At 46.7% G+C, this 16,251-nt stretch carries 12 protein-coding genes and 2 tRNA genes; 9 read left to right on the forward strand and 5 right to left on the reverse strand.

What is annotated here, in order from left to right; all coding sequences use genetic code 11:
* Positions 1–25: 25 nt before the first annotated feature.
* The 8 genes from CPG39_RS06150 (at position 26) to CPG39_RS06185 (ending at position 8,042) form a co-directional block, all read left to right on the forward strand.
* Positions 26–101: transfer RNA gene (locus tag CPG39_RS06150), tRNA-Ala, on the forward strand.
* Between the two features lie 41 nt (positions 102–142).
* A tRNA-Glu gene (locus tag CPG39_RS06155) sits at positions 143–218 on the forward strand.
* A 460-nt stretch (positions 219–678) separates the two neighbouring features.
* Positions 679–3,102, forward strand: a complete 2,424-nt coding sequence (locus CPG39_RS06160) for a BPTD_3080 family restriction endonuclease (RefSeq protein ID WP_096292532.1) — start codon at positions 679–681, stop codon at positions 3,100–3,102.
* Positions 3,099–4,345 (forward strand): IS3 family transposase gene (locus CPG39_RS06165; protein ID WP_231990417.1). Its coding sequence is split into 2 segments (ribosomal slippage): positions 3,099–3,381 and positions 3,381–4,345, totalling 1,248 coding nucleotides; the frame shifts between segments, so codons are not numbered across the junction. Before CPG39_RS06160 ends, CPG39_RS06165 begins: the two co-directional genes overlap by 4 nt.
* Before the next feature lie 137 nt (positions 4,346–4,482).
* On the forward strand, positions 4,483–5,061 hold the full coding sequence (locus CPG39_RS06170) for a hypothetical protein (protein WP_197702903.1): 579 nt from the start codon (positions 4,483–4,485) through the stop codon (positions 5,059–5,061).
* Complete coding sequence (locus tag CPG39_RS06175; protein WP_197702904.1) at positions 5,058–5,354, forward strand: hypothetical protein; 297 nt, start codon at positions 5,058–5,060, stop codon at positions 5,352–5,354. Before CPG39_RS06170 ends, CPG39_RS06175 begins: the two co-directional genes overlap by 4 nt.
* Positions 5,355–5,358: 4 nt before the next feature.
* Positions 5,359–6,207, forward strand: a complete 849-nt coding sequence (locus CPG39_RS06180) for a Bro-N domain-containing protein (RefSeq protein ID WP_096292533.1) — start codon at positions 5,359–5,361, stop codon at positions 6,205–6,207.
* Positions 6,208–6,209: 2 nt separating this feature from the next.
* Positions 6,210–8,042 carry a site-specific DNA-methyltransferase gene (locus tag CPG39_RS06185; protein ID WP_096292534.1) on the forward strand — a complete coding sequence of 611 codons (1,833 nt, stop codon included), beginning with the start codon at positions 6,210–6,212 and terminating at the stop codon, positions 8,040–8,042.
* 143 nt (positions 8,043–8,185) lie between these two features.
* Here CPG39_RS06185 and istB read toward each other — a convergent pair whose 3' ends face one another.
* The 3 genes from istB to yidD form a co-directional block, all read right to left on the reverse strand.
* Entirely contained in the window at positions 8,186–8,995 is an 810-nt protein-coding gene (gene istB / locus CPG39_RS06190) for an IS21-like element helper ATPase IstB (RefSeq protein ID WP_096291694.1), read from the reverse strand.
* On the reverse strand, positions 8,931–10,487 hold the full coding sequence (gene istA / locus CPG39_RS06195) for an IS21 family transposase (RefSeq protein WP_096292535.1): 1,557 nt from the start codon (positions 10,485–10,487) through the stop codon (positions 8,931–8,933). Before istA ends, istB begins: the two co-directional genes overlap by 65 nt.
* A gap of 569 nt (positions 10,488–11,056) precedes the next feature.
* Positions 11,057–11,296: a membrane protein insertion efficiency factor YidD gene (gene yidD / locus CPG39_RS06200; protein WP_096292536.1), complete on the reverse strand. Its 240-nt coding sequence runs from the start codon at positions 11,294–11,296 to the stop codon at positions 11,057–11,059.
* A 489-nt stretch (positions 11,297–11,785) separates the two neighbouring features.
* Between yidD and CPG39_RS06205 the strand changes: the two genes are divergently transcribed.
* Positions 11,786–13,351 carry an amino acid permease gene (locus CPG39_RS06205; RefSeq protein WP_096292537.1) on the forward strand — a complete coding sequence of 522 codons (1,566 nt, stop codon included), beginning with the start codon at positions 11,786–11,788 and terminating at the stop codon, positions 13,349–13,351.
* A 105-nt stretch (positions 13,352–13,456) separates the two neighbouring features.
* On the opposite strand, the gene CPG39_RS06210 is transcribed toward CPG39_RS06205, so the two are convergent.
* Together CPG39_RS06210 and CPG39_RS06215 are read right to left on the reverse strand one after the other, a co-directional pair.
* Positions 13,457–14,089 (reverse strand): DedA family protein, encoded by a 633-nt coding sequence (locus tag CPG39_RS06210; protein ID WP_096292538.1) that lies wholly within the window; start codon positions 14,087–14,089, stop codon positions 13,457–13,459.
* Between the two features lie 161 nt (positions 14,090–14,250).
* Positions 14,251–15,483 carry an AI-2E family transporter gene (locus tag CPG39_RS06215; protein ID WP_013646900.1) on the reverse strand — a complete coding sequence of 411 codons (1,233 nt, stop codon included), beginning with the start codon at positions 15,481–15,483 and terminating at the stop codon, positions 14,251–14,253.
* Positions 15,484–16,251 lie beyond the last annotated feature (768 nt).

The following is a 16,251-nucleotide window of genomic DNA, read 5'->3' on the forward strand; positions in this document are numbered from 1 at the left end:
GTATAATCCCCCCTTCCTTTGCTCAGGGGGTATAGCTCAGCTGGGAGAGCGCTTGCATGGCATGCAAGAGGTCAGCGGTTCGATCCCGCTTATCTCCACCAGTTAATTTTAGCAACGCGAAGCTGTACCGACATAACACTTTGTCCCCATCGTCTAGAGGCCTAGGACATCGCCCTTTCACGGCGGTAACAGGGGTTCGAATCCCCTTGGGGACGCCAATAAAACAGATACTTAAACAAATTTAAGTTTTTTGTTTCTTCCGTGCATAATCTATGAAGGCGAAAATTGTCGCTGTCAATATGGACTAAAACTTGCCTGCAGTCCATCCACCCCCACCTCCGTCAGTACGAACTGATAGCCTATAAATAGAACACGACTAAGTTCTAACACGGCTTGTTTCAGCTTGGTGCATAAAGCTGACATCCAATTTTTTACATATTCTCCTTATAAATAACCGTTAGCTTACAATTTTTGTGGTTCAAAATATTAACTGGCATGATTATATTGTCTTAGGGACAATTAAGAAAAAGTACCTTTAACTTAAAGTTGGGATATCTCGGCGTAATGCGTGATACAGTCATGAATGGCGTAACCAGGGCGTAGTGGTGCAGAACACTGGGATGCGATGAGTGAAAGAGAACTAAAATAACAGCCCCTGTAGGGAAATAACTAATAATCATGTCTGATGCGTTTTTTAAGAAATCAATCCTGAATTCGCCCTACGAATACCCAGCAGCTCACTGGGAAATGGTGGAAGGTCTTCCGACCCAAAATATTGTAAATTCTCGCCGCCGCGCAGAGTTCATCACTCCCATTCCAAAACCAAAAAAGCGTAAAGAAGCGAAGCTCCAGGATTTGTTTGATGAAAGCATGGGGTTGGGCGATGGGCGCCAAAAATACGATCCGATTTCCATTATCAATGAACTGAGAAGCCATATTGATGCTTGGCGTATGCTACCTAGCGAACGTGACTGGATGGTGGCACCCGATACCGCGCGGCTTTTGAAGCATTGGCGGCATCATGAATTCAATGGTATTCGCCCCTTCTTTTGTCAGGTCGAAGCAGTCGAGGTTGCAATTTGGTTGACGGAAGTAGCACCAAAGCTTGGTGCCAGAGGCAAAAAGTTTCTTGATTACCTCGACAATGTCAATACGGACGCCAATCCCGGCTTGATTCGATTGGCGCTCAAGCTTGCGACCGGAGCAGGAAAAACAACTGTTATGTCCATGCTCATTGCATGGCAGACAATCAATGCGGTGCGTCAACCCAGCAGTAAGAGATTTACCAGAGGGTTTTTGCTTGTCGCTCCTGGCTTGACCATCAAAGACCGCCTGCGGGTATTGCAGCCCAATGACCCGGACAGCTACTATAAAAACCGTGAGATCATTCCAAACGATATGCTTGCTGATTTGGAGCGGGCGAAGATTGTCATCACCAACTATCACGCTTTCAAGCTGCGCGAGCGCGTTGAAATATCTGCCGGGGGTAGAGCTTTACTGAAGGGTAAACGCGGCGAGGATTTGAACACACTTGAAACAGAAGGGCAGATGCTCCAGCGCGTCATGCCTGAGTTGATAGGCATGAAGAACATCATGGTGCTCAATGACGAGGCGCACCATTGCTACCGTGAAAAGCCTGGCGATGATGAAGAAGGCGATTTAACTTCCGACGAGAAGAAGGAAGCAGAAAGCAATCTGGAGGCAGCCCGCCTTTGGATTAACGGACTGGAAATCGTTGCCAAAAAGCTCGGCATCAATCGCATCATTGATTTGTCTGCGACGCCATTTTTCCTGCGCGGTTCAGGTTATGCCGAAGGAACGCTGTTCCCTTGGACAATGAGCGATTTTTCCCTCATGGATGCCATTGAATGCGGCATTGTGAAATTGCCCCGTGTTCCGGTGGCTGACAATATCCCTGGCGCTGAAATGCCCAAATTCAGGGAGCTGTGGAAGCATATCGGCCCGAAAATGCCAAAGAAAGGTAGAGGCAAAGGCGCACAACTTGACCCACTAAGCATTCCGGTCGAGCTGCAAACAGCGCTCGAAGCATTGTATGGTCACTACGAAAAGACTTTTACACTTTGGGAAAAAGAGGGCATCAAAGTTCCGCCGTGCTTCATCGTTGTTTGTAACAACACGGCAACGTCCAAACTGGTCTATGACTATATTTCCGGCTTCCACCGTGTCAATGAAGATGGATCAACCGAGCTGGAAAACGGCAGACTAAAGCTATTCAGAAATTTCGATGACTATGGCAATCCGCTGGCGAGACCAAATACACTTTTGATTGATAGCGAACAACTGGAATCCGGCGAAGCATTGGATACCAGTTTCCGCGAAATGGCGTCTGATGAAATCGACCGCTTTCGCCGTGAAATTATCGAGCGAACAGGTGACCAACGCGCCGCCGAAAATCTCACTGACCAGGATTTGCTCCGCGAAGTCATGAACACCGTCGGTAAATATGGTGCACTCGGCGGCAATATCCGCTGCGTTGTATCTGTGTCCATGCTCACCGAAGGCTGGGATGCGAACACAGTGACCCACGTTCTCGGTGTTCGAGCATTTGGAACGCAGTTGCTTTGTGAACAGGTGATTGGACGCGCCCTGCGTCGGCAATCCTATGAGCTCAATGAAGAAAACCGATTCAACGTCGAATATGCCGACGTGCTGGGTATTCCATTCGACTTTACGGCCAAGCCAGTCATCGCGCCGCCCCTGCCGCCGCGTGAGACCATTCACGTTAAGGCCATTCGCCCACAGCGTGATCACTTGAGAATCCGCTTCCCTCGCGTGACAGGTTATCGGGTAGAGTTGCCAGCTGAGAGGCTCACTGCGGAATTCAATAATGATTCCGTTCTTGTGCTGACACCGGATTTGGTTGGCCCGTCTGTTACGCAAAATTCAGGGATTATCGGCGAAGCGGTTGACCTGAATCTTGTTCATACAGGCGATTTGCGCCATTCCACGCTTCTTTTTCATTTGACGCAGCGCTTGCTCTATACCAAGTGGCGCGATCCAGGCGAAGAGCCAAAAATGCATTTTGGAGTTGCCCCCTTTGAACGGACACATTATGTTCTGTTTAAAGGAGAAGAAATATGACACAAAACTACAAACCTGCCTACCCGGCGGAGTTTCGCCAACAGATGGTGGAATTGGTAGCATTGGGCAAATGCCCTAAGCAATTATCCAAGGAATTTGGTTGCCACTACACTTCGATAAAAACTTGGTGTCGAGCAGCAGGTGTACCAATTAGATCAAGCCAGACAATTGCTTCGGCTGCAATATCGAGTGGTCTCCCCTTGAATGTCAACGAGCGACAGGAGCTGATGGAATTGCGCAAGAAGCTCAAGCGTGTGGAGATGGAGCGTGACATATTGGCAAAGGCTACGGCCTGGTTTGCAAACAACAAGGATTGATTGGGAAGGTGTACCAACTAATCAAGGCAAATCAGGCGCAATTTCCGACTCGTATTCTATGTGAAACATTGGGTGTATCGCACAGTGGTTACTATGACTGGACTAAACGCACGCCTAGTCAGCGGGTCATTGCCAACTGTCGATTGATTGAGCAGATCATGGCTATATACCGTACAAGCGATTGTACGTATGGCCGCCCCCGCATTACTGTTGAATTAGTCGATCTTGGAATCAGGGTCAATCACAAGCGCGTAGACAGGTTGATGCGTGAAGCAGGAATTAAGGGAGTGAGCCGCAGGCGCGGCTTTATAATCACGACTCATCGGAATAAGCGTGATCGTCCTGCAGAGGATTTAGTGCAACGTCATTTCAAGGCAACTAGCATCAACCAGCTATGGGTTGCGGACATGACTTACATTCCTACCTGGGCGGGGTTCTTGTATCTGACCGTGGTCATCGATGTATTCAGCCGTAAGGTAGTGGGCTGGGCTTTCGGTGAAACCATGACAGCCAACCTGGTGATCAATGCTTTGAACATGGCGTTAATCACCCGTAAACCAGGCAAAGTGATTCACCACAGCGATAGAGGCAGTCAATACACCAGCGTTGATTTCGGCAAACGATGCAAGGAAATGGGCGTGCGTCCATCCATGGGCAGTGTAGGTGATGCCTATGATAACGCAATGGCTGAGAGTTTTTTTGCTTCCCTGGAATGTGAAATGATCGACAGGCGTTCCTGGAAAAACAAAACTGAAGCAAGACTGGCCATATTCACCTGGATCGAATCTTGGTACAACCCCACTCGCAGGCATTCCGGGCTGGGATACTTATCACCAAACAATTTTGAGAGAAAACTGAATGAGAAAAATCAAATCGCGATAAACTGCAATCCGCTTTCACAAGTTGAGACTCTCTCGACTCCATGAAAAAAATGTCCGTCAAATTGGGGCAATTCCATTTATTCGGCCAGCTCAAGCGTATTACGAAGCAGTGGCTTGATACTTGTCTCGTTTGCAAAGGCGGTACATATCCGGCGCAGCTCATGTATCAGGAACTTGCGGACATGGCGTGCAACAGAATTACCGCAGCGATCACGCAATCCGAGCAGAACAAGAGCCGCCCGATAAAAGCTTTGCTCGATCCCTATAATCCTACGGGTTCGACGACGCACGTTAACTTCAATACATCCAAGACGGATCGCTGGGAAACCAGCCCGCTGAAATCGCACGTTAACTGGGTGATATTGGATAGCGATTGGGAAGGCGAGTTCTGCCGTGTAGCGGAGTCTCACCCGCAGGTTATTTCCTATGTTAAGAACCACAGCCTGGGGCTGGAAGTTCCGTATCGTTATGGATCGGAAACTCGAAAATACAGGCCGGATTTCATTGTTCAGATTAACGATGGCAAAGACGATCCATTAAATATGATCGTCGAAATCAAAGGCTATCGCCGCGAAGATGCGAAGGAAAAGAAACTCACGATGGACACCTATTGGATACCTGGCGTGAATAACTTCAAGAGCTATGGACGTTGGGCGTTTGTTGAATTTGCCGACGTATTTCAAATGCAGCATGACTTTGCTCGACAAGTCCAGGCACACTTTAACCAGATGATCGAAACCGCAATGGAACGCACAAAATGAAAAAGGAGCTCATACACAGCTTGACCGACACCTTTGAAGGCCACGCCCAAGAGACAGAAACCGGCGTTAAATTCTGGCTGGCCAGAGATCTGCAACACCTGTTGGGTTATGCAGAATGGCGTAATTTCATGCAGGTTGTCAGCAAGGCAAAAACCGCCTGCGAAGTAACTGAGCATGCAATTTCCGACCATTTTGTTGACGTCAACAAAATGGTCGAACTCGGTTCCGGTGGGCAACGCGAGGTGGATGACATCCTTCTCACCAACAAGCGATTTTTAAAATTTCTGGGGTGATGCCATGAGCAACATCAAACTGTTTGAATCGAAGCAGATTCGCTCCATCTGGAGTGAAGACGATCAGAAATGGTATTTCTCTATCATTGATGTGGTTGCGGCGCTGACAGAAAGCCAGAATCCAAGGGACTATTGGTATCGTATCAAGCAGCGCGAAAAAATCAGCGGCATGGAACTGTCGACAATTTGTCGACAGTTCAAACTCGAATCGCCGGATGGGAAATTGCGTGAAACGGACTGCTCGCACACGGAAGGCTTGCTCCGCATCATCCAATCCATTCCTTCGCCCAAGGCAGAACCCTTCAAGCGCTGGCTGGCCATAGTCGGTTATGAGCGACTGGAAGAAATTGAAAATCCAGAACTGGCCGCTGCACGGATGCGCGCCCTATACAAGGCCAAGGGCTACAGCGACGAATGGATCGAAAAGCGCGTGCGCGGTATTGCCATCCGCGACGAGCTGACCAACGAATGGAAAAAACGCGGCGTGAAGGAGCAGCGCGAATATTCCATCCTCACCGCTGAAATCAGCCGCGCCACGTTCGGCATGACCCCCGCCGAGTACAAGGCATTCAAAAGCCTCGACAAACCGGCGGACAATCTGCGCGACCACATGAATGACCTGGAACTGATCTTCACCATGCTGGGCGAAGCCTCCACCACCGAAATTGCGCGCAATAAAGACGCGCAAGGCTACGGCGAAAACCGCAATGCCGCCGTAGAAGGCGGATCAGTATCCGGGCGTGCGCGACGCGACCTGGAGAAAAAATCCGGCAAGCGCATCGCCAGCAAAGAAAACTACAAGGCGCTGCCTGAAGCTGTGGCGCGCAAGCGGCTGAAGAAAAAGGACGACTGAACATGGCCAAGAAACCACCTACACTAAAATTCGTCGAAACGCTGATGCACAATGATGCCTCGCGTAAGAATATCCCCACGGCGGAATATGAAGCGGTACTCCATGAGAAAGATAAAAATTCAATCCGCGTGGCGTATGAGCGCCGCAATCGTGACCTTGACCCGCAATTAGTTTGGCGCGGAAAGGATGAACAGGATTGGTCTGACCTCGTTGTTCACGCACCGCCGCTCTACATTCAGGAAAAAGTTCACCCCAAAGTTCTGATTGATGATTTGCGCCGACAAACAGAACGCGCGAATGCAGAAGCCGCCGCGCAGGACGCTGGCTTCATGGGCGATTTGTTTGCTGACTTTAATGGATTGCCGAGCGAGGAAGCCAAGACCGAGTTTTATCAACATGACGCACATTGGTCCAACCGTATGATCCTGGGCGACAGCCTTCAAGTTATGGCGTCGCTCGCCGAGCGTGAAAGCCTGCGTGGGCAAGTACAGTGTATATATTTTGATCCACCCTACGGGATCAAATTTAATTCCAATTTTCAGTGGTCAACGACCAGTCGGGATGTGAAGGATGGCAGTGCTCAGCATATAACGCGTGAACCAGAGCAGGTTAAAGCCTTTAGGGATACTTGGCGTGATGGAATTCACTCTTATCTCACCTATTTGCGAGATCGATTAACTGTTGCAAGAGATTTATTAACGGATTCAGGATCGATATTTGTGCAAATAGGTGATGAAAATGTTCATCGTGTAAGAACTGTTCTGGATGAGATTTTCGGTGATAAAAATTGCATCTCACAAATTTCAATCCAGAAAACTGGAGGATTTTCTCAATCAAAAATCGGAAATATCCTTGATCACGTTTTATGGTTTGCGAAAGACGCGAGTTTGGTGAAATACCGGCCTGCAACAAATCTAATACCAGAGCCACCGCTAGATGACCCGAATTACGTATTACTTGAAGCCCAAGATCATACTTTTAGGCGAATGACTACCGATGAAAAACAAAGGAAATGTCCATTGCCGGAAGACACAAGAGTTTTCAGATATGGCCCTCTTCAATCGGACGGTGCTAGCAAAAGCGAGCAAAGTGTTCACTTTGAAGGCGAGATATTTAAACCAACTAACAATAGCCATTGGAAATGCACTGTTGATGGAATGCACCGAATTGGCAAAGCTGGAAAACTGGTGCGTGCAGGAAAAACAATTTATCACAGACTATATTGGGATTCGTTTGCGGCAAAAACATTAGATAATATTTGGCTCGACACACAATCTGGAGGGTTTAATGACCCCAAAGTTTATGTCGTTCAAACTACTACGAAAGTAGTTCAGCGCTGCATACTGATGGCATCTGATCCTGGGGATCTCATTCTTGATCCAACCTGCGGCTCTGGTACTACCGCTTATGTGTCAGAGCAATGGGGGCGGCGTTGGATAACCATTGACACATCTCGTGTTTCGCTAGCATTGGCCCGAGCACGCATTATGGGGGCGCGTTACTCCTACTATCTTTTGGCAGACTCTCAGGATGGCTTTCTGAAAGAGGCTGAGATTACTCGTACTGCACCGTCGTCCAAACCAACATCCAATAACATTCGATATGGTTTTGTGTATGACCGCGTTCCTCACATCACACTGAAATCCATAGCCAACAATACCGAAATTGATGTTATTTGGGACAAGTATCAGCTTGAGCCATTGCGCGAGGCCTTGAATAATGAGCTAAAAAAATCTTGGGAAGAGTGGGAAATTCCCAGAGAGATTGAAGATAAATGGTCTGATAAAGCCAAAGAGCTTCACCGGGAATGGTGGGATAAGCGCATTGCGTGTTGATACCGGTTTAAAATTGACCACCCATTACGGTTGAAATTTGACCAGGGGAAAATAGAGCGCAGGATACTACGCATCTGTGGATAAGTCGACCAGACTGGATTGGTAATTTGCCTCCTGTTGATGTTTTAGTTTGTTGTAATTGACTACGAATCGACCAGATTTTCTTCTGGAGAATATTTTTCTTTTTCCCGCTGCTGTATTCTGATCTTTGCATTGGCTGTACTTTGTTTGTAGCGGAAAGACTCGTTGCCGGTTTCGATGATGTGGCAATGGTGTGTGAGTCGATCCAGCAGCGCTGTAGTCATTTTGGCGTCGATGAATACGATGCTCCATTCTGCGAATGCGAGGTTGGTGGTGATAATGATACTGGTACGTTCATACAACCTGGAGAGTAGATGAAACAATAGTGCGCCACCGGCTTGTGAGAATGGCAGATAGCCCAGTTCGTCGAGAATGACCAGGTCGATCTGCAACAGCCGCAAGGCAAGCCTGCCTTGTTTGCCCGCTGATTTTTCTTGTTCCAGACTATTGGCCAGATCGATGGCGCTGAAGAAGCGTACCTTTTTATTGTGATGCTGGATGCCTGAAGTGCCGATGGCAATGGCCAGGTGTGTTTTGCCAGTACCGGTGCCGCCGACCAACACCAGGTTCTGTGCAGCGGCTGTAAATTCCATTGTAGCCAGCTGATGAATCAGTTGCTGATCGACTTTGGACTGACTGAAGTCGAAGCCCTGTAAGTGGCGCTGCACCGGGAATCTGGCAGCTTGTGTCTGATAGCGAATGGAACGGAGGTTGCGCTCGGTTGTTTCAGCCTGGAGTAACTGGTTTAGCAGTGTGTCTGCGAAATTAAAACTGTCAGCGACATCGGGCGTATTCTGTTGCCTCAGTTCAGCATAGGAGCTGGCCATGCCATATAATTTCAGCGCTTTGAATTGCGCAAGTATGTCTGACATGCGGCACCTCTTTGGTGTTCAAACGATCATAGCGCGCCGTATCGGCCTGCGGTTCTTCATTGAGTTTCAGTGTTGTTTCCACTGACGCTGGTACGTCGGTGTATTTCAGCCGTGCCAATACATTGGCAACATGCTCGGCACTGGGCACGCCGGATTCCAGCACCAGTTCAACAGCGACCAGCACAGCTTCCAGCCCATGCGTCGGCACCAGGCTGAGCACTTTTGCCATGATTCGATCGGCCTGCTGACGTTCTCTGCGCCTCAGTGCAATCTGCAGTTGCAGCAAAGGTGCCGGTAGTTCGGCGAATGGCGCACCGTTGCGCAAGGCCCCCGGTTTCTTCTCAATGACCGGGATATAGTGCTGCCAGTTATAGCTGACCTGGTCGCTATCCATCAGACGACTATGACAGGCTGCTACGGCATTGTCATGGACGATCTCGATACGGTCGGCATACTGATGAACGACCACCACCTGATTGACCAGACGACAGGGAACGGAATACCGGTTGCGCAGTAATGTAACCAGACACGTGCTGGATACCCGCGCCAATACTTCGATATAGCCATCGAACGGTGCTGGCATCGGCATCAGGTACAGTTGTTCTTGTTCCAGTGCATCGGCAAGGGTAATGCCCGCATAATCCGGATGCTCGATTTCAGACCACAGTCCGCGACAGCGCGTTCCAAGCCATCTGTTTAAGTCATCGAATGAGCCAAACTGTTGTTGCTTGGCTTCATTCCATATGCGGCGGCGCATATCCTGAACATTCTTCTCGACAACACCCTTTTCCCAGCCGGAAGCCACATTGCAGAAATCAGGATCGAACAGGTAATGTGCCGTCATCGCAAAGAAGCGCGTATTCACCACACGTCCATTGCCCTTAGACACCTTGTCCACGGCGGTCTTCATGTTGTCGTAAATGCCGCGTTTCGGCACACCACCAAAAGTAGTGAATGCCCGGGTATGCGCATCAAACAGCATTTCGTGACTTTGTGACGGATAAGCCGACAACATGAAAGTACGGCTGGCGCATAGCTTGGTATGGGCTGCCAGTACCTTGCGGTGGATGCCGCCGATCACCAGCCATTCTTCGCTCCAGTCAAACTGGAATGCTTCACCCAGCGCAAACTTCAGCGGCACATACGCCGCTTTACTCTGATTCCCTCGATTGCGCCAGTTGCGAACAAAGTCACATACAATCGTATAACCGCCTGTATAACCCTCGTTCAATATCTCTTTGAACAACATCAACGCCGTGCGCCGGTCCTTCTTCGGACGACGCGCATCCGCTTCCAGCGCTAACATTAACCTGGATTCAAACGGTGTCAACTTGCCAGGCTTCTTCGCCCTTTGATATTTAACCGCGCTGTCGCTTGGCACTTTCAACCACTTCTTGACCGTGTTCCGCGACAAACTCGTTCTTCGTTGAATCTCATTAATTGACAGATGTTCACGGTAAAACATCCGTCGTATCTTTGCATACATAACCATGGTAATCACCTCTTAAATTCTCCTGCCTAAAATTTAAGCAGGATACGGAAATTACCTGGTCAATTTTCAACCGTTACAACTAGCCTTTTCTGGTCAATTTTCGACCGGTGTCAACACTTTAGGTCAGTCAGTTGTTCCATATACAATTTATCCCGGATTTCCCATTAAGGAGAATTTTCTAATGCAACCATTAGAAAAAACTATTGAATATACCTGAGCTTTTCTGAATTATCATTAAACACACTCGCAACCCTTTATTCTATAAACAGATTAGCATAATAGGGATAGTGGAATTGAGCAGGCTGAGTGATCCGACAAGATGCGAAATCGTTACTTAAGTGACAAACAACAGAGGGATGATACAGAAGATTATCTGCGATAAACGCCGACACAGTTAAAGATGGATTTTGAATTGTAGCAGCGAGAAGCAATACCGGAATTATTCAAATATTCTTCAGAAGAAAATTTGATACCCAAAGAGTAGGGGCAGCCGGTAAAAAAAGCGTAACTCAAGCGTACGTCACACCTCGAAACAGCAAGCAAAACCCCATGAAGAATGGGGCACCATTCTAGCGCTCCGTTTTATCCTGCGGCACCGGATCAAACCCGCCGGGATTCCAGGGATGACACCGCGAAATGCGCTTGATCGCAAGCCAGCCGCCACGAAAAATACCATGAAGCTCTAGCGCTTCAATGGTGTAATTGGAACACGTCGGATAAAAGCGGCAGCTTTGCCCTAACAATGCGCTGATCACAATTTGATAACCTTTAATGACCCCAATCAGGATTCGCCGGAGAAATATAGCCATCAACGCCTCCTTCTTGTTTTTCTTCGTTATGATTAAATTCTAAGACTATCCGCAGTCCATCCATTTGGTGCGCAGAAGTATAGCTTTTTTCGCGTTTTAAACAAACCAGCGCCAACCTGGATGGTCTTGCAAGGATGGTGCGGGTAATATTGATCTGCAAAATACCTCTTATATTCTATTCCGCTCTAAGGAAGCGCTGATTAATTGGCTGCACAAGCGAATCACTGCGCCACAAGCCCATGATCCACTTCCTGATATTAAGTATGATATATTTATCAAATTGTGCAACCCTATTGTAGAAATCACTTAGGAAATACTGTTCTTGCTAATTAATACGTCGTGTTATAAATAACAATTCAATTTGAAAAAGCATTTTCTCAAACTGGTTTTTGTTTACCATAATTTTTCGGCACCACCAATGTTTGTACACTGTCTCCCAAAGAATATCCGGACTATCAAAAACAATTGCATTAACAAAAGGAAGAACTCATGATTTTCTGGCGCGTAAAATCACTTGACGCCATTCTGGCTACAGCAGAAAAGAAAAGCCTTCATCGATCCCTGGGGCCCTGGCAATTGACACTGCTGGGTGTCGGAGCAATCATCGGCACCGGTATTTTTGTACTCACAGCCGAAGCCGCACAGAAAGCCGGGCCAGGCATGATGCTCTCCTTCATCATTGCGAGTTTCGTTTGCATCGTAGCGGCCCTTTGTTACTCTGAATTGTCCTCAATGGTACCCGTCTCAGGTTCAGCCTATACTTATTCTTATGCGGTACTGGGAGAACTGGTAGCTTGGATGGTGGGCTGGGCGTTAATCCTCGAGTACTCTGTCGCCGCAAGCGCAGTAGCAGTCGGTTGGTCTGGTTATTTTGTCGGCCTTCTCGATAACTCACTAGGAATCACAATACCCTTCGAACTGGCCAATGGCCCCTTCGCTGGCGGCATCATCAATCTGCCCGCAGTTTTTGTCTGCATCCTGGTAGTCGGATTATTAGTTGTTGGCACGCGTGAAAGCGCTTCATTTAATGCCGTGCTTGTTACGGTCAAGATCGCAGCTTTGACACTGTTTATTGCCCTGACACTACCCGTGGCCGAGATGGAAAATTTCCAACCTTTCTTGCCGTTGGGCGAGGCAGGAGTGATTGCTGCCGCATCTTCGATTTTTTTTGCCTACGTCGGATTCGATGCGGTTTCAACCGCTGCTGAGGAGACCAAGAATCCGCAACGCAATGTGCCGATTGGACTCATCAGTTCGCTTGTAATTTGTACCATCTTCTATATATTGGTTTCAGCCGGTGCGATAGGTTCTATCGGTGCACAACCCATCCTAGATGAAACCGGCAAAGGCCTGATGCCCGGGTCAATCGCCCTGGCTGAAGAATGCCAATCGCTTGTCGCAATTGGCCAGCAGCCGCTAGTGTGTTCGCGCGAGGCTTTGGCATTGGTTTTACGCGAGATCGGATGGGAAAAATTTGGCAACTTACTTGGTCTCGCTGCATTCCTGGCATTGCCCTCGGTCGTTTTGATGATGCTGTTCGGACAAACGCGAATTTTTTTCGTTATGGCACGCGATGGATTGCTTCCTGAAATATTAAGCCGCGTGCATACACGATTTAAAACACCTCATATCGTGACTTACGTAACAGGTATCGGCGTCACCATTGCCGCCGCTTTCTTTCCGGTTGGCAAGCTGGCGGACATTTCCAACTCCGGTACATTGTTTGCTTTCATGGTGGTTGCATTGGCAGTCATGATCCTTCGCACTCAAGATAAACATCGCGCTCGGCCTTTCAAGGCACCGATAATCTGGCTGGTGGGTCCTCTTGCCGTAATTGGCTGTATTACACTTTTTTGGTTTCTACCCAATGATGCGAAACTGGTATTCCCGATTTGGTCTGGAATCGGATTGATTTTCTATTTTCTCTATGGTTACCGCAAAAGTCACCTCGCGCTCGGCATCGACACCTCATCGGGCGGTGAAGATATCATCAGCCCGATTCGACCGCTAGCGGATCGCAGTCAAGACTCCACAAAATCAAAAAATAAAGACTGAGAATTCTGTTTCCGAGGAAGTAAACATGGATGCTAATTATCCGGCAAATAGACCATATGGCAATAATAGCGCTTTGATTCACCGATAAGTAGCTACAGCAGGATGCTATTTTCCATATCGATGTTTCAGATATTCTATTATGGGAGGGGTTATCGATAAGATAATAATAGCCAGGATGACCAGCTTGAAGTTTTGTTGAATCATCGGAAGTTGTCCGAAGTAAAATCCTGAATAAATAAATATGCCAACCCATAATACGGCACCGATGATGTTATACGTAATGAAGGTGCGATAGGGCATCGTTCCGATGCCGGCAACAAAGGGCGCAAACGTTCGGATAATGGGAATAAAACGCGCGATAATTATCGTTTTGGCTCCATATTTAAGGTAAAAAGCGTGCGTTTTATCCAGGTATTCGCGTTTAAAGAAACGAGATTCCTGCGAAGTAAAAACTTTGGGGCCGGTCTTTTTCCCGATCCAGTAATTCACACTATCTCCCAGAATACCTGCAATACACAAGCCGAGAAACAGGACATGGGGGCTAAGTTGCGAATCCTCAAATGAAGCCAGAGTACCCGCCGCAAACAAAAGCGAATCCCCTGGTAAAAAAGGCATGACAACCAGCCCGGTCTCACAGAATATGATCAGAAAAAGAATACCATAAACCCATAGGCCATATTCTGAGGATAGTACATAAAGATGCCGATCAATATTAAGTATAAAGTCTATAAGAAACATGGATATGGAGTGAGCGCGTTATAAAATATAATGTTGTGTGCAAAAATGATTGCTCTACGTTAACGGCATAAGTTTATTTATTTGACAAATAAAGACGCAAATTTTTAACACCAGTGGTGAATTTTTCCTCTGCAGGGCTGCACAAGGCTTTAAAAAAATGATTAATTAGCTACTCTTGGCCCTAACCGATGCCTGTCCCATAGCGGCACGCCAAATACATCATGTATAAAATAATATGCAACCGGAACGCCCAGTATCATTCCCCACAAACCAAAACTGTGATAGGCAATCAGTAAAATAATAAGCACCAGCACCGGATTAAGCTTGAGGTGTTTACCATAGATCATCGGATTAAGGCCATAAGCTTCAATAATATGAATAATAGTTATCATGCCAACTATTCCTAACGCCAAAGTCAAACCGCCCGTATTCAACGCAACCAGTACCATTGGTGTAGTAGAAATGAATACCCCCAGCACCGGAATAAAACTGCACACAAAAACAATGAGTGATAACAATGCAACTGACGGAATTCCAAGTATTACCAAGCCTATCAAAGTCAGGAAAGTATTCACGCAGGCAATCATTGCTTGCGCTTGAATGGCACGACCCACGACATAAGCAAAGCGGATTACCGGTTGTGCGGTTTCCTGATAAAAATCCTTTAATCTCGACTCATGCAGGCTTTTCATCAAACCACCCAGGCGCACGCTGTCAAACAAAATCAAAAAACTGAATAACAGTGCCAGTGACATCGTGCCGATCGCTTTATAAAGATAATTGATGAGCTTGGGTAATTCCTCGCGAACCTTACCCATCTGTTTGGTCATAAGAAGTTCCACCAGCAACTCGGTTTCCTTGTCATAGTACTTTCTCAGCTTCTCATAGGTATCTTCGGTAACTTCATTTTCTCTGACGTCATCCAAGTGCTCAATATCGGAAAAATTGAGCTTTTGCCGAAACCGATTAAGTTTTGCGTCGATTACACGCAAACTATCCTCATCCAGAATACTGCGGGCATAACCATGCACAGGGCGTTCGATACCCGGATATTTTCCGATAACGTCTCGTTTCATCTCTATCAGCTTTAGCTGCACTTCGCTGAAGTTATTAATAAAACGATTGGCCTCACCGATGACACTAGGCGTTACATAACGAAAAAAACTACCCAGTACGACCAGAAAAAAAATATATACCAGCACTAGGGAAGCACGATGCGGCAATTTCAATTTGTTCCGACCAATATGCACCAATGGTGTCGCAATAAAAGTAAGAACAAAGGTGATAAAAATCAGTCCAAAGAAATCTTGCAAAAGCCATAATATACCTATCAGAATAAGCCAGATCAGTATACGACGGTTGGCCTCATAAAAACTATCAAAGCTAAATGACATTATTTTCAAATTCTCTGTGTGGTTAACAATTAAATTAACTAACCCGTATCAAGAGATTACTTGATAAGTATTATGGAAGTATTTCAGAAACGTTATTGCATTTGCAAATGCTTATCAGACGCCCTGCCCCCAGTGTACCAAAAAATATTTACTGAAAACTATGCGTTGCCCTGAGTTTATAAGGGTTCGTTTGCATTTGTTATATTAACACAATGATTCTATGTAATTATTCTGCAATTTTATTCATAACTTCTCTGTTGGGTAAGACGATAGAATAGAGGTGCAGCTACGTAGGTTTTATTGAGCAAAAAATTCTATAGCAGGATAACACTATCTTTACATTAAAACTCGACTGGTCACCATTGATTCAAAAAGAGAAGGAAGACTACAGCAATAATGCTGTATTGATATAAATAATGCCCGTCTAGTAAACTAAATTACTAGACGGGCATTTTTATTTTTCGCATGCATTGACTGATACCGCCCTATTTTTCAAATACTGAAAAGAATTAAGTTTTCGATAGAGAACTAAAAAAACTTAAGCCTATAAAGGGCAGTGACAAGCTTCTCAGTCTAGAATACGCCGTATACAATTGCTCCAATAACAATAAATACTGCTGTTGAGATGAAGAACAATCTCAGAACTTGCGCATCTGTTTCTCTTCTGTTGATTTCGCTCATAGTTTATCTCCTTATTTAAGGTACATTCTTTGATTTAGATTTAAAGCCGACAAATTATCGACCCCCCTTGCTCACACAATCACAAAA

Source organism: Nitrosomonas ureae (genome assembly GCF_900206265.1).
In the GTDB taxonomy this organism is placed as follows: Bacteria; Pseudomonadota; Gammaproteobacteria; order Burkholderiales; family Nitrosomonadaceae; genus Nitrosomonas; species Nitrosomonas ureae_C.